This window comes from Pelagibacterium nitratireducens (genome assembly GCF_037044555.1).
GTDB lineage: Bacteria > Pseudomonadota > Alphaproteobacteria > Rhizobiales > Devosiaceae > Pelagibacterium > Pelagibacterium nitratireducens.
Genome location: NZ_CP146275.1, coordinates 2,249,515 through 2,268,331, shown reverse-complemented (window position 1 = coordinate 2,268,331; position 18,817 = coordinate 2,249,515). Strand labels below are relative to the sequence as shown.

General features: G+C 61.2%; 20 protein-coding genes and 1 tRNA gene. 13 read left to right on the top strand and 8 right to left on the bottom strand.

The window, feature by feature from the left end:
- The first annotated feature begins 71 nt into the window (after nt 1-71).
- The 10 genes from V6617_RS11260 to V6617_RS11215 all read left to right on the top strand — a co-directional run bounded on the left by V6617_RS11260 (nt 72) and on the right by V6617_RS11215 (nt 8,003).
- A complete protein-coding gene (locus tag V6617_RS11260) occupies nt 72-599 on the top strand; it encodes a ubiquinol-cytochrome C chaperone family protein (protein ID WP_338607063.1) in 528 nt (175 codons plus the stop codon).
- Nucleotides 596-1,135, top strand: a complete 540-nt coding sequence (locus V6617_RS11255) for a DUF177 domain-containing protein (protein ID WP_338607062.1) — start codon at nt 596-598, stop codon at nt 1,133-1,135. The genes V6617_RS11260 and V6617_RS11255 overlap by 4 nt, the downstream gene beginning before the upstream one ends.
- A gap of 68 nt (nt 1,136-1,203) precedes the next feature.
- A complete protein-coding gene (gene plsX, locus V6617_RS11250) occupies nt 1,204-2,271 on the top strand; it encodes a phosphate acyltransferase PlsX (RefSeq protein ID WP_338607061.1) in 1,068 nt (355 codons plus the stop codon).
- A 53-nt stretch (nt 2,272-2,324) separates the two neighbouring features.
- Entirely contained in the window at nt 2,325-3,245 is a 921-nt protein-coding gene (locus V6617_RS11245) for a beta-ketoacyl-ACP synthase III (protein WP_338610694.1), read from the top strand.
- Nucleotides 3,246-3,329: 84 nt separating this feature from the next.
- Nucleotides 3,330-3,641: an integration host factor subunit alpha gene (locus tag V6617_RS11240; protein WP_014130317.1), complete on the top strand. Its 312-nt coding sequence runs from the start codon at nt 3,330-3,332 to the stop codon at nt 3,639-3,641.
- 23 nt (nt 3,642-3,664) lie between these two features.
- The gene (locus V6617_RS11235; protein WP_338607060.1) at nt 3,665-4,165 is read left to right on the top strand and encodes a MerR family transcriptional regulator; all 501 of its coding nucleotides are present in this window, start codon (nt 3,665-3,667) and stop codon (nt 4,163-4,165) included.
- A gap of 127 nt (nt 4,166-4,292) precedes the next feature.
- A complete protein-coding gene (locus V6617_RS11230) occupies nt 4,293-5,231 on the top strand; it encodes a siderophore ABC transporter substrate-binding protein (RefSeq protein ID WP_422394778.1) in 939 nt (312 codons plus the stop codon).
- 81 nt (nt 5,232-5,312) lie between these two features.
- Nucleotides 5,313-6,275: an ABC transporter permease gene (locus tag V6617_RS11225; protein ID WP_338607058.1), complete on the top strand. Its 963-nt coding sequence runs from the start codon at nt 5,313-5,315 to the stop codon at nt 6,273-6,275.
- A gap of 10 nt (nt 6,276-6,285) precedes the next feature.
- Entirely contained in the window at nt 6,286-7,248 is a 963-nt protein-coding gene (locus tag V6617_RS11220) for an iron chelate uptake ABC transporter family permease subunit (protein WP_338610693.1), read from the top strand.
- Nucleotides 7,245-8,003 carry an ABC transporter ATP-binding protein gene (locus V6617_RS11215; RefSeq protein WP_338607057.1) on the top strand — a complete coding sequence of 253 codons (759 nt, stop codon included), beginning with the start codon at nt 7,245-7,247 and terminating at the stop codon, nt 8,001-8,003. The genes V6617_RS11220 and V6617_RS11215 overlap by 4 nt, the downstream gene beginning before the upstream one ends.
- Before the next feature lie 3 nt (nt 8,004-8,006).
- Here V6617_RS11215 and V6617_RS11210 read toward each other — a convergent pair whose 3' ends face one another.
- The 3 genes from V6617_RS11210 to V6617_RS11200 form a co-directional block, all read right to left on the bottom strand.
- A complete protein-coding gene (locus V6617_RS11210) occupies nt 8,007-8,981 on the bottom strand; it encodes a phosphotransferase enzyme family protein (RefSeq protein ID WP_338607056.1) in 975 nt (324 codons plus the stop codon).
- Between the two features lie 105 nt (nt 8,982-9,086).
- On the bottom strand, nt 9,087-10,154 hold the full coding sequence (locus V6617_RS11205; RefSeq protein WP_338607055.1) for an SH3 domain-containing protein: 1,068 nt from the start codon (nt 10,152-10,154) through the stop codon (nt 9,087-9,089).
- Between the two features lie 236 nt (nt 10,155-10,390).
- Nucleotides 10,391-10,467 (bottom strand) — tRNA-Pro (locus V6617_RS11200).
- Between the two features lie 119 nt (nt 10,468-10,586).
- Here V6617_RS11200 and V6617_RS11195 point away from each other — a divergent pair.
- Nucleotides 10,587-10,757: a hypothetical protein gene (locus V6617_RS11195; RefSeq protein WP_338607054.1), complete on the top strand. Its 171-nt coding sequence runs from the start codon at nt 10,587-10,589 to the stop codon at nt 10,755-10,757.
- Here the strand turns inward: V6617_RS11195 and V6617_RS11190 are convergent.
- From V6617_RS11190 to V6617_RS11175, 4 genes are all read right to left on the bottom strand, one after another.
- On the bottom strand, nt 10,754-12,019 hold the full coding sequence (locus V6617_RS11190; protein ID WP_338607053.1) for an O-antigen ligase family protein: 1,266 nt from the start codon (nt 12,017-12,019) through the stop codon (nt 10,754-10,756). The genes V6617_RS11195 and V6617_RS11190 overlap by 4 nt on opposite strands.
- Nucleotides 12,016-13,533, bottom strand: a complete 1,518-nt coding sequence (locus V6617_RS11185) for an undecaprenyl-phosphate glucose phosphotransferase (RefSeq protein ID WP_338607052.1) — start codon at nt 13,531-13,533, stop codon at nt 12,016-12,018. Before V6617_RS11185 ends, V6617_RS11190 begins: the two co-directional genes overlap by 4 nt.
- A 92-nt stretch (nt 13,534-13,625) precedes the next feature.
- The gene (locus V6617_RS11180) at nt 13,626-14,747 is read right to left on the bottom strand and encodes a glycosyltransferase family 4 protein (RefSeq protein WP_338607051.1); all 1,122 of its coding nucleotides are present in this window, start codon (nt 14,745-14,747) and stop codon (nt 13,626-13,628) included.
- Nucleotides 14,748-14,750: 3 nt separating this feature from the next.
- Nucleotides 14,751-15,308 carry a polysaccharide biosynthesis/export family protein gene (locus tag V6617_RS11175; RefSeq protein ID WP_338607050.1) on the bottom strand — a complete coding sequence of 186 codons (558 nt, stop codon included), beginning with the start codon at nt 15,306-15,308 and terminating at the stop codon, nt 14,751-14,753.
- Nucleotides 15,309-15,447: 139 nt separating this feature from the next.
- Between V6617_RS11175 and V6617_RS11170 the strand changes: the two genes are divergently transcribed.
- Together V6617_RS11170 and V6617_RS11165 are read left to right on the top strand one after the other, a co-directional pair.
- Nucleotides 15,448-17,463, top strand: a complete 2,016-nt coding sequence (locus tag V6617_RS11170) for a GumC family protein (RefSeq protein ID WP_338607049.1) — start codon at nt 15,448-15,450, stop codon at nt 17,461-17,463.
- Between the two features lie 10 nt (nt 17,464-17,473).
- On the top strand, nt 17,474-18,520 hold the full coding sequence (locus V6617_RS11165; RefSeq protein WP_338607048.1) for a polysaccharide deacetylase family protein: 1,047 nt from the start codon (nt 17,474-17,476) through the stop codon (nt 18,518-18,520).
- A 3-nt stretch (nt 18,521-18,523) separates the two neighbouring features.
- Here the strand turns inward: V6617_RS11165 and V6617_RS11160 are convergent, their stop codons facing one another.
- Nucleotides 18,524-18,730 carry a DUF2842 domain-containing protein gene (locus tag V6617_RS11160; RefSeq protein WP_338607047.1) on the bottom strand — a complete coding sequence of 69 codons (207 nt, stop codon included), beginning with the start codon at nt 18,728-18,730 and terminating at the stop codon, nt 18,524-18,526.
- Nucleotides 18,731-18,817: the final 87 nt, after the last annotated feature.

Genomic DNA, 18,817 nt, shown 5'->3' with positions numbered 1-18,817 from the left:
CGACTCTGGCAAGCCGCCAATCGAATTGAGCATGCGACCGGCCAGCTTTTCTCGTTGTGAGACCCCAAGAAATGATCCTGTCCTTATTTCGCAAGCCCAAGCTCTCCGAGCCCGTCTATGCCGTCTATAATGCCATTGTGGCGCAATCCCGGCGCGAGATTTTCTATGCACAATGGGGCGTGGCCGACACGCTGACCGGCCGGTTCGACATGATCAGCCTGCACGCGGCCCTCGTTTTCCGGCGTTTGCGCTCGAGCGAACGGCAAAGCAGGGATTTTTCCCAGAACGTGTTCGACTGCTTTTTCCATGACATGGATCGTTCGCTGCGTGAAATGGGGGTGGGCGATCTTTCCGTCGGCAAGCGGATCGAAAAGATGGGGAGCCTGTTTTACGGCATGTTGTCCAATCTCTCCTCGATTCTGGATTCGGGGGATCGGGCGCGGCTCATCGATTTTGTGTCCCGGAATTTTCACGACGGTGCAACCCATCCGCAGACCGAGCGGTTTGCCGATTATATTCTGGAGTGCGACCAGACGCTCAAATCCCAACCTGTCGGGCAGATCATGGCCGGCAGCGTGACGTTCGGAGATCCCAAATGAGCCAACGCCCCGATGAATTCGATCTCGATGCCAAGGTCAGGATCGACAAGATCCCGGCAGCCGGCCGGATCGTTTCCATCCAGACCGATGCCGAACAGCGGGCGGTGCTGGCCGACCGGCTCAAGGTGAGCGAGGTCACGGCATTTTCCGCCGAGGTCACAGCGACCCGGTTTCGCGGCGGCATCCAGGCCAAGGGCCATGTCAATGGCACTGTGGTCCAGCCTTGCGTTGTGAGCGGCGATCCGGTGACCCAACAGATCAGCGAGCCGATCGATCGGGTTTTTCTGCCCGGTCACGATGAGGCGAGCGAAGCGACCGCTGGTGCCGAAATCTTCGTCAATCTCGAGGACGACGATCTCCCTGATTATTTCGAGGGCGATGAAATCGATCTGGCCGATCTGGTCCTTGAAGTCTTCGCGCTTGCTATCGACCTCTACCCGCGCAAGCCCGGCGCCGAACTGACCGACGATCTGACGGGCGACGATCCGGCCGAACTCTCTCCGTTTGCCGCGCTCAAGGCGCTCAAGAAGGATTGACGGGCTTGCATGGCGGGCTCCAATGACTATGGTGAGCGCCGATTTTCGGGAACGTTTCAAGGCAGGCAATGACTGAAACCATAACGATCTCCGTCGACGCAATGGGCGGGGACAACGCGCCGCGTGCTCCGCTGCATGGCGCCAAATTGCTGCTTCGCGAACATCCCGATGCACGGTTTATTTTTCACGGGCGCGAGGAGGTGCTGACCCCTCTGCTCGAAGAATTTTCAGAACTCAAGGCCGTCTCGCAGATCCGGCACAGCGAAAACGTCATCACCATGGATGACAAGCCCAGCCAGGCGCTGCGCAAGGGCAGGGGCACCTCCTCGATGTGGGCGACCATCCAGTCGGTCAAGGACGGAGAGGCCGACGTGGCGATCTCAGGCGGCAATACCGGCGCGCTGATGGCCATGGCGACCTTCTGCCTGCGCACCATGGAAGGCATTTCCCGCCCGGCGATTTCGGCGATCTGGCCGACACTTCGCTCCGACATCGTCGTGCTCGACGTGGGCGCGACCATCGGGGCCGACGCCCAGCAACTGGTCGATTTCTCGATCCTGGGCTCGGCGCTGGCCCGCGCCCTGTTCGATATCGAAAGCCCCACCATCGGTCTCCTCAACGTCGGCGTCGAGGAGGCCAAGGGCAATGAATGGGTCAAGGATGCCGGCAAGATCCTTGCCGAGACCTCGGGTGCAGGATTTACCTACAAGGGGTTCGTCGAGGGCGACGATCTGGGCAAGGGCACCGTCGATGTGGTGGTCACCGAAGGGTTTACCGGCAATATCGCGCTCAAGACGGCCGAAGGCACCGCCCGGCAGGTCGGCACCTATCTGCGCAACGCCATGACCTCTTCGCTGATGAGCAAGATCGGCGCGGTGTTCGCGCGCGGCGCGCTCAATGCCATCCGCTCAAAGATGGACCCGCGCACCGTAAACGGGGGGGTTTTTCTCGGCCTCAATGGTGTCGTTATCAAGAGCCATGGTGGAACTGACGAGATCGGCTACAAAAGCGCACTCAGCGTCGCCTATGAAATGGCCCGCAACGATCTCCTCGCAAAGATCGGGGAAGGCATGAAACGCTTCCCCGCGCTGGCCCTGCCGGCAGAACCGTCCAATCTGGAGGCACCTTCCGCGTGACCAAAATCCAATCTGTTGTGCGTGGCGTTGGTGGCTATCTGCCGCAACGCGTTATGTCCAATGACGACCTGGCCAAAATCGTCGATACCTCGGACGAGTGGATCGTGCAGCGCACTGGCATCCGGCAGCGTCACATCGCCGCGGAAGGCGAATACACCTCCGATCTTGCCCTGGTTGCCGCGCAGCGTGCGCTCGAAAATGCCGGGATGGACGCCAGCGAGATCGATCTGATCGTCGTGGGTACAACGACCCCCGATCGCACCTTTCCGGCGACGGCGGCCATCCTGCAGCAAAAGCTCGGCATTACCAAAGGCTCGGCCTTCGACGTGCAGGCCGTGTGCTCGGGCTTCGTGTTCGGCGTGGCGACGGCCGACAGCTACCTCAAGACAGGCATGGCCAAGCGGGCGCTGGTGATCGGCGCCGAAACCGCCTCGCGCATCCTCGACTGGAACGACAGAACCACCTGCGTGCTGTTCGGCGACGGGGCCGGGGCCATAATTCTCGAAGCGCAGGAGGTGGCCGATGACGCCCCGGAAAACGGCATCCTGGTCTCGAGCCTGCGCACCGATGGCAGTCATTGGGACAAGCTTTATGTCGATGGCGGTGTTTCGACCACCCAGTCGATCGGGCATCTGCGCATGGAGGGCCGCGAAGTGTTCAAGCACGCCGTGGGCATGATCTCCGACGTTATAGAAGAGGTTCTGGCCAAGACCGGCAAGACGACCGAAGATCTCGACTGGTTTGTTCCCCATCAGGCCAACAAGCGCATTATCGATGGCGCGGGCCGCAAGCTCGGCATTCCCGAAGCCAAGACCATCGTGACCGTGGACAAGCACGCCAACACCTCGGCTGCCTCCGTGCCACTGGCTCTGTGGGTGGCCAGCGAGGACGGACGAATCAAGAAAGGCGATCTGGTGATGATCGAAGCGATGGGCGGCGGGTTCACCTGGGGCGCCGCGCTCATTGTGTGGTAGGCGTTGACCCCGATCCAATTTGGGCGTTAAGTGGTTGAAATCTTGGGGGCTGTTGCGGGTCTCAATGAGATTGAGGGGAACACCATGTCGGGAAAAACCGTGACTCGCGCCGATCTGGCCGAGTCAGTCTATCAGTCCGTCGGCTTGTCGCGCACCGAATCGGCGGAACTTGTAGAGCGCGTCCTTCAGATCGTCAGCGACGCTCTGGCATCGGGCGATAATGTGAAATTGTCGTCCTTTGGATCGTTTCAGGTCCGCTCGAAAAACGAGCGAATTGGCCGGAATCCCAAGACTGGCGAGGAGGTTCCGATCCTGCCCCGGCAGGTTCTTGTGTTCAAACCATCCAATGTCTTGAAATCCAAGATCAACAAATCTATGGTTCGATCTGGAAAATAACAACTTTTACCGGGGCACTTGCGTTGGACAAATCGCCAGACGCCTTCCGGACGATATCCGAAGCGGCAGACGAACTCGACCTACCTCAGCATGTGCTGCGTTTCTGGGAAACGCGGTTCACGCAGATCAAGCCACTCAAGCGTGGCGGTGGGCGGCGCTATTATCGCCCTGATGACGTTCAGCTGCTCAAGGGTATCCGCCACCTTCTCTACGACCAGGGTTTCACGATCAAGGGCGTCCAGCGCATCCTCAAGGAGCAGGGCGCCAGACATGTCGTGGCCATCGGCGAGACAGGGTCCATCCGTCCCATCGCACCCCAGCCTCATGTGGAGCCGGCCGAAACCGCCGACGCCGTCGAGTTCGTGGAAATCGAGGCCGGCCATACCCTGGCGGCACCGGTCGACAACGGAGAACAGCGAGGCCCCAAGGCGACAGGGTTATCCGACACGCAGCGCGAAACCCTTGCCTCGGCGCTTGAATCTCTTGAGCAATGCCGCGTTCTGCTCGACAAGGCGCGCACTTAACGTTCCGAAAAATCAAAACCTGATTATAGCGATCAACTATGTTGACGCGGGTCGGCATGCTGGCTAATAACCTGATGTTTGCAGTCAGCATTGGCTGCACATCCGACCCTTAGCCAACGATTGGATTGTGATCGTGCATTCTTCAAACCATTTCCGGACCGCCACCGCGGCCCTTGCCCTTGCGGCTTCGCTCGCCCTCACCGCTGGAGCGTCCGCGCAGGAAATCACGGCGCAACACGCCCAGGGCGAAACGGTACTGCCGGGCATTCCCGAAAAAATCTTTGCCTATGATCTTGGGACCATCGACACACTTGCCGCCATCGGCGTTGAAGTCGACGGCGTACCCGATGCCAGCTTTCCCGACCATCTGAGCCAGTATCGCGACGCGCTCAAGATCGGCTCGCTGTTCGAGCCTGATTACGAACTCGTCAATGCCGAACAGCCCGACGCGATCTTTGTCGCCGGCCGCTCCTCGGCGGTCTATCCCCAGCTTTCCGAAATCGCGCCCACCCTGGACCTGTCGGTCGACTGGACCGATTTCCCGGCCACAATCAAGCAGCGCTCCGAAACGCTCGGGGAAATCTTTGGCAAACAGGCCGAAGTGGCCGAACTGATCGCCCAGGTCGATGCCAATATGGCGGCCGTGCAGGAAACCGCGCCCACCGTCGGCAATGCGCTGTTCATCAGCGTCAGCGGCGGCCGCATTTCCGCGTTCGGACCGGGATCGCGCTTTGGCTGGATCCATGACGATCTTGGCGTCGTGCCGGTCATCGAGGACGTCGAAGAAGCCACCCATGGTGAGGCTGTCTCCTTCGAATTCCTGCTCGAAACCGATCCCGACTGGCTGTTCGTGCTCGACCGTGACGCCGCTGTCGGTGCCGCCGATGGGGGCCAGCCGGCCCAGCAGGTGCTCGACAACGATCTGGTCCATCAGATGAAGGCCTGGCAGAACGACCGGGTGGTCTATGTCAATCCGGTGAACTTCTACATCGTCAATGGCGGTCTCTATACGCTCAATCAGATGGTCGTCGAAGTCGGCGAAGCCATCGGCGCCGACGTCCAATAACAGCAAAAACCCGCTGAACTGATCGGCGCACACCCCTTCGCCTGGGGTGTGCGCCGCACGATATCGGAGACCACACCGCCGGTGACACGCCTATTCCTCGCTGCAGCCTTCGTTCTGGCCCTCGCCGTCGTCAGCCTGTTCATCGGTGTCTCGAACGTCTCGCTCGCCACCCTGATGTCGGGAAGCGAGGATGGCCGGGCGCTGATGATCCTTCTCGTCAGCCGCATTCCGCGCACGCTGGCCCTCATCCTTTCTGGAATGGGGCTGGCCATTGCCGGCATGATCATGCAGATGCTGGCGCGAAACCGGTTTGTCGAGCCCTCGACCGCCGGCACCACAGAGTCGGCCGGATTGGGCATGCTGGTCGTCCTGCTGTTTTTTCCCAACATTCCGCTGATCGGCAAGATGCTCATCGCCTCGGTGTTCGCGCTGGCCGGGACGGCGCTGTTCCTGCGTATCCTGCGCGAAATTCCGCTGCGCTCGGTGCTGCTGGTTCCGCTTGTCGGCATCATGCTCGGCGGCATCATCTCCTCGATCACCACCTTTTTCGCCTATCGCTTCGAGCTGCTGCAATCGCTCGGCAACTGGCAGTCGGGAGATTTCTCGACTGTTCTGAGCGGACGCTATGAGCTGCTGTGGATTGCCGCCGCCCTGACGCTTATCGCCTGGCTCGCGGCAGACCGGTTTACGGTGGCAGGGATGGGGGAGGACTTTACGACCAATCTCGGCCTCAACCATCGCAACGTCATGACCCTGGGGCTCGTCATCATTTCGCTCATCAGTGCAACGGTGGTGGTGACGGTCGGGGCCATCCCCTTTTTGGGGCTGATCGTGCCCAATCTGGTCTCGATGATGATGGGTGACAATCTGCGACGCTCGGTTCCATGGATTGCGCTGTTCGGCGCGGGTTTCGTTCTGGCCTGCGACATCGTGGGGCGTCTCGTGCGCTACCCCTATGAGATACCGGTCGGTGTCGTCGTCGGCATCGTCGGGGCCGTGCTGTTCCTGTATCTTCTGTTGCGCCGGGAGGCCCGCCTTGGCTGATGTCATCATGATGGCGCGCCGCCGCATAGCGCCCGAATACATTCTTGCCGGTCTCGCAGTCCTGACGGTGATCACCATCGTGTTGTTCATGACCGTCGGGGCGCGTGGAAGCTGGGGGTTCGTTCTCAGTTTCAGGGGCACCAAGGTACTCACAATGGTGCTGGTCGCCTACGCGATCGGGCTTTCCACGGTCATGTTCCAGACCGTGATGCAGAACCGCATCCTCACCCCATCGATCATGGGATTCGATTCCCTTTACGTGCTCATCCAGACCGCAACGGTCTTTCTGTTCGGCGGGCTCGCCGCGGCGACGGTTCACCCCTACATCAAGTTCTCCATCGAACTGGGCGCCATGCTCGTGTTCTCGGGGCTGCTGTGTCTGTGGATGTTTTCCGGTCGCCACCGCAGCCTGCATCTGATGGTACTGGTGGGGATTGTCATCGGCACGCTGTTTCGCTCCATGTCCAATTTCATGGTGCGGATCATCGACCCCAATGAATTCGCCCGCATCCAGGACAGCCTGTTTGCCAGTTTCAATTCGCTCAACACCGATCTGCTTACGGTTTCCATGGTGATAATCGGGTTGGCGACCGTGGTCGCCTGGCGGATAGGGCATACATTCGACGTCCTCTCGCTCGGCAGGGAAACGGCGATAAATCTGGGCGTCCCCTACAAGCGGACGGTCCTGATCATTCTTCTGCTGGTGACGCTGCTTGTTTCGGTGTCCACGGCGCTGGTTGGGCCCGTGACGTTCTTCGGGCTGCTGGTGGCCAATCTCGGTTACCTGATGATGGGAACCTCCAAGCATCGCTACGTGCTGCCGGCGACCATCATGCTCGGCGTCATCTGTTTGCTGGGCGGGCAGTTGATTCTCGAGCGTGTCTTCAATTTCACCACCGCAATATCGGTGATCATCGAATTTGCCGGCGGCCTCGTCTTCATCATTCTCATTCTACGGGGAGCGGCGCGATGATCATCACGTCCGGCATCAAGAAATATTACGGCGAAACCGCCGTGGTCGACGACGTGTCGATCGAACTGCCCTCCCGTGGCATCACCTCGATCATCGGGCCGAACGGCGCGGGCAAATCCACCATGCTTTCCATCATTTCGCGACTTCTGGGCATGGATGCGGGCTCGGTGACCGTCGATGGTCTCGATGTGTCCGATACGCCCAGCGACGTTCTGGCCCGGCGCATGTCGATCCTGCGCCAGGACAACCACATGACGGCACGCCTGACGGTGGCAGATCTGGTGGCCTTCGGACGCTATCCCTATTCCAAGGGGCGGCTGACCATCGAGGACAAGGGCCACATCGACCAGTCCATCGCCTATCTCAATCTCGAGGATCTGCGGGACAGGTTTCTCGACGAACTCTCGGGCGGGCAGCGCCAACGGGCCTTTGTCGCCATGGTGCTCTGTCAGGATACAGATTATGTCCTGCTCGACGAACCGCTCAACAATCTCGACATGAAGCACGCTATGGGCATGATGAAACTCATGCAGCGCGCCTGTCACGAACTGGGCAAGACGGTCGTTCTGGTCCTGCACGACATCAACTTCGCGTCCTGGTATTCAGACTACATCATTGCCATGAAAAACGGCAGGGTGATCCGCCACGGCGGAAGGGACGACATCATCACCCCCGAGGCGCTCAAGGACATCTACGATATGGACATCAATGTCCACGAGATCGGCGGGCACCGGGTCTCGCTGTTCTACGATTGAGCCCTATCGGTCGATGGTACCGGTGGTGAGATAGCGCTCCGCCATCTCAGCGGTTCCCTTTGCGAAACTGGCGTGCAGGCTCTGGGCCAGCTCGGTTTCGGCGTGCGATCCTGTCCACGCCAGAAGCGCCATGCGGCGCAGCATGACCATCGCGTCCAGCATCACCTCATGCTCGGCCCCATAAGGGCGATATTGGCGATAACCTTCGAGCCATGCGGCGCGCAGGGCAGGGACCGTGTCGCTGTCCTCGAAAAACGAGACCGCCGCCCCAAAGTCGTAGCCGAACCAGCAAAACCCGCAATCGTCGAAATCGATCAGTCGCGTGACGCCATCGGACACCAGCAGATTGGCCAACCGCATGTCGGCGTGGATGAGCCCGAACCGGTCCCGTCCCATGCCGTAGTCGGTAAGCTCGGAGCGCAGATGGGCGTCGAGACGATCCAGCGTCGCGCGCACGGTGCCGATAACCCCCGGCGCGGCCCGCCAGTCGCCCCAGATGGCGTCGGGATCGAGAATTGCCCGGTCAGTCCAGACCTGTCGCGCAAATTGGCGCGGCGGCGTCCACCCCATCACATGGGAATGGCATTGCGCCGCAAGCGAGCCGAGCTGTCGGAACACCGCCGACAAGTCTTCATCGGCCTGCGGTTCTGTACCCGCTTCGAAAGCGAAGGCCACCATGTGCCTTGTGCCGCCAAGGAACGGCGCCTCCTGAACAAACCCGCCATCCTTTCCGGGGAGGGGTTGCGGGGTGAAAAGCCCGGCATCGCGCCGCAGCGCCTGCATCCACGCCAATTCGCTCTCGATGGCAAGGCGGGAATGGTATCCGGGCCGGTGTACCCGCACAATGGCCTTGCCGCCATCGGGACAGTCGATGCGAAACGTATGGTTTTCCGAAAGGTTGATGAGCGTTGCCGCGCCCTGCTCAAAACCGGGCCAGAGCAAAAGGGCTTCGGCGAGCCCCATCCAGTCGTCAGTCATGCATATCCCCCTGCATGACCGCCTTATCGGCCACGGTGAGGGGAATTGTCCACGCAAGAATGAGAAAAAAGCCCGGCATGGCAAATGCTGCCGGGCTTTGCGAGGTCAGTGCGACCAGGTCGTGTACCCGATCGAGAGCGAGGACGGCGCTATGGCGTTGATCCGGAACTGGCTGATGCGGCCCGCACCGGTCTTGGCGCAGACATAGGTGCCAACCGAAACCGCTTCGAGCGGCACTGGATCGGCGTCAAAGCTTTCCGTAAAGCATCCGGCAAAGCCGCGGTTGCTGCCATCGCCAAGCGCGAGGCTGGCGCCATTGACTGGGGTGATGAACCGGCTCGAGGGCGTTGCGGCACGGAACCAGATGTCGGTTCCCGAGCCGCCAACCGCACCGGAATCGAGATCGGCCCGAAACGTCTGGGGCAGCTCGATCGGGCCGGTCGAATAGGTCGAGAACGAGGGAACCGGTGTCGGCAGGGGAATCGGCAAAGGCAACGGAACGGGAAGCAGCCCCGTATAGACCCGCAATGACGATGCCTGATTGGCAATCGCCGGTTCGAGAATCGGCGCGTTGGCCGTCACGTTGACGCAAGAGCCGGTCAGATTGACATTGGTGCACAACCGGGCTTTTGCCGCGCCGAACAGCCGGACCGATGAGATTTCGTCGTTGAAGGTCGCGTTCAGCGTGTTGCGGGTGCCAACGCCATAGCAGAACTCGTCTCCGCCATAATTGATGCCGGTGTAAAAGCAGGCTTCATCGCCAGCTGGCGGAGTGGGAGTGGGCGGCGTCGGAGTGGGCGGCGTCGGAGTTGGCGTTGGTGTCCCGCCGCAATTGATCGAAAAATCGGGGCCGGACGGGCCGATGGTGATCCCGAAGCTGCAATCGGGGCTTGGCGGCGTCGGCGGAGGGGTAACGGGCGCCAGGTAGCTGCCGCTAACCCAGCCATTGGGGCCGGAGTGGGTCACATGGCACCAGCCGCTGGGCACGCATTCGGTAACGTCGACGACCTCTCCGGGTGCGAGCGTGTCGAGGACGCCAAAACCGGTCCCGGGGCCGGAGCGAACGTTGAGGGTGGTTGTGGATGCCGCTGGCGCGGCCAATACTGCAGTCGCCGACGAAACAATACTCGTCAGACCGATTGCCACTGAGATAATCGTCTTGAAAGTCGTCACGGTAGCCTCCTGAGTGCGGTGAGCGCCACTTTGGCGCCACATTCCACATCGGTATCGCTTGACGGCTGAACGCCCTCTGAACCGCCTTGTTATGGGGCTTTCAGGAACAAGGGGCCCGATTTCCGGGCTGAAAGCGCCCTCCAGTCGAACAGGCGGCGCCTTACTTTGCCACACATGGGGCAGGGCAGGTAACAAAAAGGGCCCGCGCAACACCAGTGCACGGGCCCTTGAAAAAATGGTCGGAGCGGCCGGATTTGAACCGACGACCCTTTGTCCCCCAGACAAATGCGCTACCAGGCTGCGCTACGCCCCGATTGGCCTCTCACCTATATAATAGCGCTCCATAGCGCAAGGGGTTCGATGGCCAAAAAGCGGTGATGCGGGAACATGTTCGCGCTTGTCCCGTTTCTGCTCAGTTCATTGAAGGGTTGTATGATGCCGATACTTTTGATCGTTCTGGTTGCCCTGCTGATCGGGGCCATCGGTTTCTGGGATGCGCTGGGTGCATTGCTTGGCGCCGTGGCCCTTCTGGCCCTGTTCTGGGCGCTCGTGGCCATAACCGCGGTGATCGCGGTCCTCTGGCTCATCCGGAAGGTCTTTTAGGGGAGCAGGCGGCCCTGAGCCTTGGCCGGACGCGGCGCGGCGCAGACGCCCCAGACAAGCCCCGTTACCAGAAACCAGTGGCGCCAGTGATCGGTGTCGATGATGGCCGAAAGGGCAATCATGGGCACGAAGGTGGCAAAAACCGGAATCAGCAACGGACGGCTCGAGGCGCGGATCAGGGCCCTGCCGCCCGCGGCCAATGTCGAACCGACAAGCAGATAATAAACAAGCGCACCGCCCCAGCCATAAGTGAGCGCGACATTGAGATACGTGTTGTGGGGCTGTTCGGTGATGCGCAGAAAGCCATATTCCAGCGGCCCGATGCCCCAGGGATTGGTCAACACCACGTCGAGCGTGTACCAGATGCGACCGAAGCGGCCCAATTCGCCAGTGTCATAGCTCTGGGTGAGGGAAAAGCGCTGGGTGAACAGCTCGGCGACAACGGGAATCGACAGCAGAACGGCCATGGCGGCCGCCAGTAGCATCAGCCCACCCAGCGCGATCAGCAGCAGGCGCACCTTTTCCCGCGCCGATGCCTCGAGAAAAAACACCATGACAAGGACCAGTAGTGACGACGCGGCCAGATGACCCCAGGCACCGCGCGAAAAACTCACGAAAACGCCCACGAATATCACCAGATAGGCAATACCGTTCCAAAGCGCCGAACGTCCCTTTCCCAAAAGAACGCGCTGCAGGGCAAACATGGCCGGCAGGATAAGAAACGGCCCGTAAACATTGGGATCGTTGAAAAAGGCCTTGGCGCGGCCAAACCGCAGGAAAACGTCTTCGCCCGGCAGAATACCCATATAGGCCAGCGTGCCGACCACGGACGTTATAATGGCGATGGCGATATAGGCATGGGCGATCACGCGCATATGGGTGTGGGGTGCCTGCGCCACGAAATTGGCGGCAAAATAGCTGGTAACGAGCAAGAAGATCGTGACGAGGTTGAAGATCAGCCCGTCAATCACGGGCTGATACTGCATGAAAAACGGCGATATCAGCGCAAAGGGCGTAAACGCGATGACGATCAGCAACAGCGGCAGCGTCTCGCGCCGCAATTGCAGGCCGCCGGCCAGCGCCACGGCGAAGGCCAAAAGGAACATCACCTCATAGGGCGATGGCTCGACGATGACGAACCCGCCCGAAAAAATCCAGATGCCAACGATCAGCCCGAGCACCTGTTTGGCGCTCGCGCCGAACCACGCCCTGCCGCGGTCGGACGGTGCAAGACCTCTCGAAGCGGGCAGGGTGAGGGTCAAAACGCGTTCTCGCTCTTGGTGAACAGAGAAACGGGCGTCATGATCAGAATGTAGAGATCGAGCAGGATCGACCAGTTTTCGATGTAGTAAAGATCGTGATCGACCCGGGCCATCAGTTTCTCGACGGTGTCGGTCTCGCCGCGCCAGCCATTGATCTGTGCCCACCCGGTGATACCCGGCTTGACCTTGTGGCGGGCGAAATATCCATCGACGGCATCGTGATAAAGCCGATTGGCCGCTTTGGCTTCCAGCGCATGCGGGCGCGGTCCCACGATGGACAATTCGCCCTTGAGCACATTGAAGAGCTGCGGCAATTCGTCGATCGACGTCCTGCGGATGAAGCGCCCGACAGGGGTTACGCGCGGATCGTCCCGTGTGACGAGCCGTGCGGCCCTGACATCGCTCATGCCGGTATACATGGAACGGAATTTATAGACAGCGATCAGCTTGTTGTTGAAACCGTGCCGGTCCTGCTTGAACAGGATCGGCCCCTTGCTCGTTGCCTTGACCGCAACGGCCGTCGCCAGCATCACCGGCGAGAGCGCGATGAGCGCAAACACGGCCACCAGTTTGTCGAACACCCATTTGAAAACGAGATTCCAGTCCGATATGGGCCGGTCGGCCATCTCGAACACCGGCAGGTCTCCGACATAGGAATAGGTCTTGTCGGTAAAACGCAGCTTGCTCATATGCGCGCTTAGCCGGATATCGACCGGCAGCACCCAGAGCTGGCGCAACATTTCGAGCAGGCGTGATTCGGCCGAAAGCGGCATCGAGACGATAACCAGGTCGATTCGCGCCCGGCGGGCGAACTCGACAAGATCGGCCACCTTGCCGAGTTTTTTCAGCCCGGCGACGGCCTCGGGGGAGCGCTCGTCGTCCCTGTCGTCAAAAAGGCCGATCAGTTCGATGTCGCTGGTCGCACTTTTTTCGATGGCCGTCACGAGCGCTTCGGCGCCCGCTCCACCACCGACGATCACCGTGCGCCGCCGCAGCCGGCCCCTCGCCGACCAGTCCAGCACCAGGGCCCGCAGCGCCAGCCGGTAGGCGATGAGCACGGCACCGCCCGACAGCGCCCAACTGCCCAGCCAGACCCGCGACACCAGATCGCCCGCCTTGAACAGAAACAGCCCGGCGACGACCACGAGGAGGACCGCGATCCAGCCCCCGAGAACCTGAAGGATCTGCTTGAAAAGCGTCCTGTAGGCCGCGATCCTGTGGGTGCGGGCGATATTGAAGGCGATATTTGCGGCCGCTACGATGCCGAGCGAAAGCGGCACATAAAGCACCGCATCGACGCCGCCCAGATAGAAAAGATAAATGCCCAGCCCGAGGGCCATAAGCAGCACCGCTTCGATCAGTTGCGCAAAGCCCGAGATCAGTTTGTGCGATAGCGTCGGGGCAATGGGCGCCCGGGCGGCCGTTTCCGCATCCACGCCAAGGGTGGCACCTGCCCCGTCTGCGTTTGCGGAAATGTGGGTGAGCACGGCTTGTTTGGGATCGACCCTGAACACGGGCTGGCCTCGCACTGATCGTCATGGATTTCGTGCGCGGGACTATGGGGTGTTCAGGGTGAAGAGGGGTTAAATCTATCCCCTTCAATTGGTCAAATGGTTAGCGACTGGTAGAGAGCCTCGATCTCATCGACCATGTGGACGAGCGAGAAGCGCGACTGGACGAAATCGCGCCGTGCTTCGGCCTCTCTCTGCAGCAACTCGGGTGCGGCGAGAAACGCCGCCATCGCCTCACCAAGCGGGCTCACGTCGTTGGGCGCGATAAGGCTTTGGGCGGTCGGCCCGAAGATTTCCCCAATCCCCCCCACATTGGTGGCGATGATCGGCCGGCCGGCGGCGGCGGCTTCCATGACCACATAGGGCAGGGACTCGGCGCGGGAAGGCACCAGAACGCACCGGCCGCTGGCAAAAATGTCCCGCGCGGGCCGTATGCCGGCCAGGGTGATGCGCTCACCAAGCCCCAACTGCGCGATCCGCTCACGCAGGGCAGCCGCATCCGGGCCATCTCCGGCCATGATGATGGTGGCGGGTCGGCCGTCGGGCGCGCGCAGCGGGGCCAGCGCCTCGACGATCAGATCGATCCCCTTGAGCGTCCGCAATTCGCCCACAAAGGCGAAGTCGGCGGCGTCGGGGCCGGGGGTTATGGGAACGAACTCGGCCGTGGCCAACCCGTTGTGAATAACCTCCTGACGGCCCTGAGGCTGGGCGACATGGGAAGCAAATGTCTTTTGGGCGTAGCGGCTTTCAAAGATCAGCGCATCGGTCAGCCGCAAGAGCGAGCGCTCGATGGTCATGAAGAGCCCGCCCGACAGCGACCGGGGATCGAAATGCAGCGCGCCGCCATGGGGCGTATAAACCGCGCCCGCACGCTTTCGCCCGATGCGCGCCAGCCGTGCTCCGAACCCGCCCTTCGCCCCGTGTCCATGGAGGATATCGGCACCGGTCGACTTCGCCAGTGCGCGAATCCTGGCCGGTGTGGTGATATCGTCGGGACCCAGAAGGCGCGGGATCGGAAACCGGTGGATGCCCAGCGCGGCGAACGGCTCTAGCCCCGCGAGTTTTAAATCGGATTGCGCGTCGCCGCTCTCATCGACGACGATCCCCACCTCATGGCCGCGTTCGGCCAGCGTTCGCGTCAGGTCGGCGACATGGCGGAACAGCCCGCCGACGGGTGCCCGCATGACCTGGAGAACCCGGAGTTTGTCCCTGGCCACAGATCAGATCCAGCGCTCTGCGATGACGATGGTGTCGCCAGGCAGAATGGGGAAGTCAAGTTCCACGCTGCCTTTGACCATTTCATTGCCCTGCCGGCGATAGATTGTTGCCGTGTTGCGGTTGGCGGTATCGCTAAAGCCGCCAGCAGCGCTGATCGCCGCACGCACCGTCATGCCGTAGGAATAGGGATATTGCCCTGAAGACCCTATAGCGCCCTGGATGAAAAAGGGCCTGTATTCAGCAACTTCGACGGCGACGTTCGGGTTTCGCATGTACCCGGCGGCCAGCGCCGATGCCACTTTGAGCGACAGTCCGTCGGTGGTTCCGCCGCGCGCCGCCACGGCACCGACGAGCGGCATCGAAATCGCGCCGGAATCGTCGACTCTATAGGTGTTGGTGAGGTTGGGATCCCCATAGACACTGATGCGCAAGACATCGCCGCTGTCCAGAAGATAGGGACCGCTCTGTTCCACCAGATAGGTGGCGGGGCGTCCGCTGTGCGCGCATGCTCCCAAAAAGAGCGGCAACAATAGCAAGGCAAGGCGCAGCCGACCCATCATATTCGTCCCGTTTCATGCAGTGACGTTAGGTCTCCCACGTCATGGTTAAAAAGCCCTTATCGGAAACAGAACCGTGCGCGCTTAACCGAATGCTTACCATGACGGGGCGATAAGCGCTTGACGACGAAGAGGCGACGAAATGAACCAATCCGCATCCGGGGCAGAAAAGTCCGAGGAAAGCATCGACGCCAGCGTCATTTTGAGAGCCGTGGTTTCCAGGCTGTTCCGCATCGGTCTGGTGACGGTCCTGCTGCTGGCGGCGGCCTATGCGGTTCTGCTCTTTGTCCCCCGGCTTTACGAATCTCGGGCCGAATTGCTCGTCGAGCCGCGCAGCACCGCCTATACAAGCGCGGCAAGCAACCAGAACGCCGAAACCTATTATATCGACATCGCGACCGTTTCGAGCCAGATCGAACTCATCAAGTCGCGCGACACCATCCTGGCGGCCATCGAAACCGCGGCGCTGCGCGACGAGCCCGCGTTCGAGGGCTGGAGCGACAGCGAAATCGTCGGCGAAATCGGTGACAATCTTGTGGTGACCCAGGAGCGCGCCTCGCGGTTGATTTCGGTGGCCTATCGCCATACCGATCCCGATCTGGCGGCAAAAGTTGCCAACGCAGTCGTTCAGGCCCATGTCCAGCGTCGGGCCGGCCAGCAGATTTCCGATACAGTCGATGCCACGGCCTGGTTGCAGCAGGAAATAACCCGGCTGCGCCAGGACGTTGTCGGTGCAGAGCGCGCCATTGCCGATTTTCGTGTCCAGAACGACCTGTTTACCGGCTCCAACAACGAGAGCCTGACCAATCAGCAGCTCTCGAATTTCTCGGCCCAGATCACAGCTGCCAATGAGCGGCGCAACGCTGCCCAGTCGCGCGCGCAGCTGATCCGCAGCCTGCTCGAATCGGGGCAGTCGGTCGGTGGCGTTTCCGACGTTCAGTCATCGGCCATCGTCCAGCAATTGAGCCAGGAAATGGCGCGGCTGCAGGGTGAACGTGCCCAGCAGGCAGCAACCTTCCTGCCCAGCCACCCCACGATCCGGGCACTCGATGCCCAGATTGCCGAAATCGACACCCAGATCTCCAATGAAGGCCGCCGTGTCGCCCAGGCCCTCGAGGCGCAGGCCCAGATCGAGGCCGACCTTGAGCAATCCCTGCAGGCCGAGCTTGAACGGGTCAAGGTGACCGCGGGGTCCGATACCATTGAGGGGGTAACCCTTGCCGAACTCGAGCGCGAGGCGGCGGCTCAGCGGGAATTGCTCAATGCCTATCTCTTGCGGTTCACTGAAGCCTCGGCGCGCTCGGACATGGGCTCTGCGCTGCCCGACGTGCGTGTCGTGAGCGAAGCTGTGCCCTCCAGTTCTCCAGCTTCGCCCAAAACAAGCCTTGTCCTGCTCGCTGTCGGCATCGCCGCAGTGCTTTTGCAGGTCGGCGCCGTCATTTTTTCCGAGCTGTTGTCGGGCCGGGCTCTCGTTGAACGCCCCGCCCGTCCGGAGCAGCCCGATCTCGATCAGGAAGACACTGGTGCAGCGGTGCTCGATGATGCCGGGGCCACCGCGGCACCAGAAGCGCCTCAACCCCTTGCGATCACCGGTCACCGGCCCCCGGCCACCCCGATCGATACCGAAATCGAGGCCCTCGCTGCCAGCGTGCTGGCGCGGCTCGATCGGGTGATCCTGGTTGCGTCTGACCACAACGCGCAGGAAAGCCTCGATTTTGCCGAGCGCCTCACGGCTGCATTCGTCGATAACGGCCAGAGCGTGGCTGAAATCGACGCGGCCAGCGGCCAGCAGGGCATCGAGTTGGGTCTCACCGACCTTTGCGCGGAAGGTGCAGAATTCGGCGACGTCGTGCACAGGGGCGCCGACGACCGGTTTGCCTTCGTGCCGTGGGGGCAGGGCACCCGCCTCAACCGCAACACCGAGCGCGTGGCGACGCTGGTCGAAGCGCTCTCCGATATCTACGAGGCCATTGTTATCGTGACCGGCCGGGTCGGCATGACCTCGAGCCTGCCTCTCTTTACCGGCATTGAGGGCAAGTGCGTTCTGCTCTCGTCCGCGGGCACGAGCAACAGCGCCGAAGCCAGAGAAATCGCCGCACTCGGATTCTCCGATATCCGTGTCATTGCGACCGCCGAACCGCAGTCCGAAGTCGCCTGAGGGCGTCCCGATGCCGCCTTACTCAGTTTACAGGGCCGCCTTCGAAGCACTGGCGCTACCAGGGGTGACGGCCGGTCTGCGCAGGTTCTCCGCAGCGCGCGGTCTCATTTTTACGCTGCACAGGGTTGTCCCTGACGCTCCGGCAGAGTTCTCGCCCAATTCAATCCTCCAGGTCCGGCCCGATTTCCTCGAAGCGGTGATTGTGCGGGCGCGTGAGGCCGGGTTCGATATCGTCGATCTCGATGAAGCCATAAGCCGGATTGGCGCAGAGGACGCCAAGCCCTTTATCGTTTTGACCTTCGATGACGGCTATCGCGACAATCTCGTTCACGCCTTGCCCATCCTGCGCAGGCACGCCGCACCCTTCACGCTCTATATCCCGACCGGCTTGATTGACGGAGTGGGGATTGTCTGGTGGCAGGCGCTCGAGGATATCATCGCCGCCAATGACGTGGTGGCATTCGACATGCCCGAGGGCCCGCACTACGGTGACGCCGGGACGCTGGACCAGAAAAACGCGACCTTCGCTCTTGTCTATGAGCGTTACCGCAAAATGGCCGAGCCCGAACGCGAGGCGTCGATCAGGACACTGGCCCAACGCTATGGATTTGACCTTGCCGCGCACTGTCGCGAACTGATCATGGACTGGTCCGAACTCAAGACTTTTGCCGGCGAGCCGCTGTGCACCATCGGCGCGCACACGGTCTATCACTACGAACTGTCAAAACTGCCTCAAGACCAGATGCGGGCCGAGATCGAACAATCGGCCAATGTGCTTGGAGCCCAGTTCGGCAAGCGCCCGCGGCATTTGTCCTATCCCATCGGTGGAGTCGCCGCTGCAGGCCCGCGCGAATTTGCCGCCGCGCGGGATCTGGGATTTGCCACCGCCGTGACCACGCGCCCGGGCGGTCTTTATGCCGAACACCGCGCCCATCTCAATGCGCTGCCCCGGGTCTCGCTCAACGGATTGTTCCAGGAAAAGCGCTTTATCGACGTTTTCCTGACCGCCGAAGTGTTCACCCTGATGCGTCGGGGCAAGCGGCTCGACGTGGAGTAAACCTCAGGCGTCGGGCTTCTGCATCCACCGGATCACCACCATGGCCGGAAACACCCAGCCCAGCCCGAACAGTACGAAAAAGGCCAGGTGAACGAGATTGTGCGCTCCGACCAGCCACAACTCGTAGATCCAGAGGCCCAAAGCCGTCCACATCACAAGCGTCAAAAGGGTCAGTCCGATGCCGACGGCCTTGCGCTGGCGCTGGGTCATTGCTGTCTCCATGCTGCGGCGTTTGTTATCATTGCCATTTGCCGGGCATCCCATTAGCACTTCGGTCAATATTGACAACTCCGGTAC

Coding starts and splice junctions, on each gene's coding strand:
- V6617_RS11170 (WP_338607049.1), top strand. CDS start 15,448: ATGAACCAATCCGCATCCGGGGCAGAAAAGTCCGAGGAAAGCATCGAC.
- V6617_RS11215 (WP_338607057.1), top strand. CDS start 7,245: ATGATCATCACGTCCGGCATCAAGAAATATTACGGCGAAACCGCCGTG.
- V6617_RS11220 (WP_338610693.1), top strand. CDS start 6,286: ATGGCGCGCCGCCGCATAGCGCCCGAATACATTCTTGCCGGTCTCGCA.
- V6617_RS11195 (WP_338607054.1), top strand. CDS start 10,587: ATGATGCCGATACTTTTGATCGTTCTGGTTGCCCTGCTGATCGGGGCC.
- V6617_RS11160 (WP_338607047.1), bottom strand. CDS start 18,730: ATGACCCAGCGCCAGCGCAAGGCCGTCGGCATCGGACTGACCCTTTTG.
- V6617_RS11165 (WP_338607048.1), top strand. CDS start 17,474: ATGCCGCCTTACTCAGTTTACAGGGCCGCCTTCGAAGCACTGGCGCTA.
- V6617_RS11260 (WP_338607063.1), top strand. CDS start 72: ATGATCCTGTCCTTATTTCGCAAGCCCAAGCTCTCCGAGCCCGTCTAT.
- plsX (WP_338607061.1), top strand. CDS start 1,204: ATGACTGAAACCATAACGATCTCCGTCGACGCAATGGGCGGGGACAAC.
- V6617_RS11245 (WP_338610694.1), top strand. CDS start 2,325: ATGTCCAATGACGACCTGGCCAAAATCGTCGATACCTCGGACGAGTGG.
- V6617_RS11255 (WP_338607062.1), top strand. CDS start 596: ATGAGCCAACGCCCCGATGAATTCGATCTCGATGCCAAGGTCAGGATC.
- V6617_RS11240 (WP_014130317.1), top strand. CDS start 3,330: ATGTCGGGAAAAACCGTGACTCGCGCCGATCTGGCCGAGTCAGTCTAT.
- V6617_RS11175 (WP_338607050.1), bottom strand. CDS start 15,308: ATGATGGGTCGGCTGCGCCTTGCCTTGCTATTGTTGCCGCTCTTTTTG.
- V6617_RS11210 (WP_338607056.1), bottom strand. CDS start 8,981: ATGACTGACGACTGGATGGGGCTCGCCGAAGCCCTTTTGCTCTGGCCC.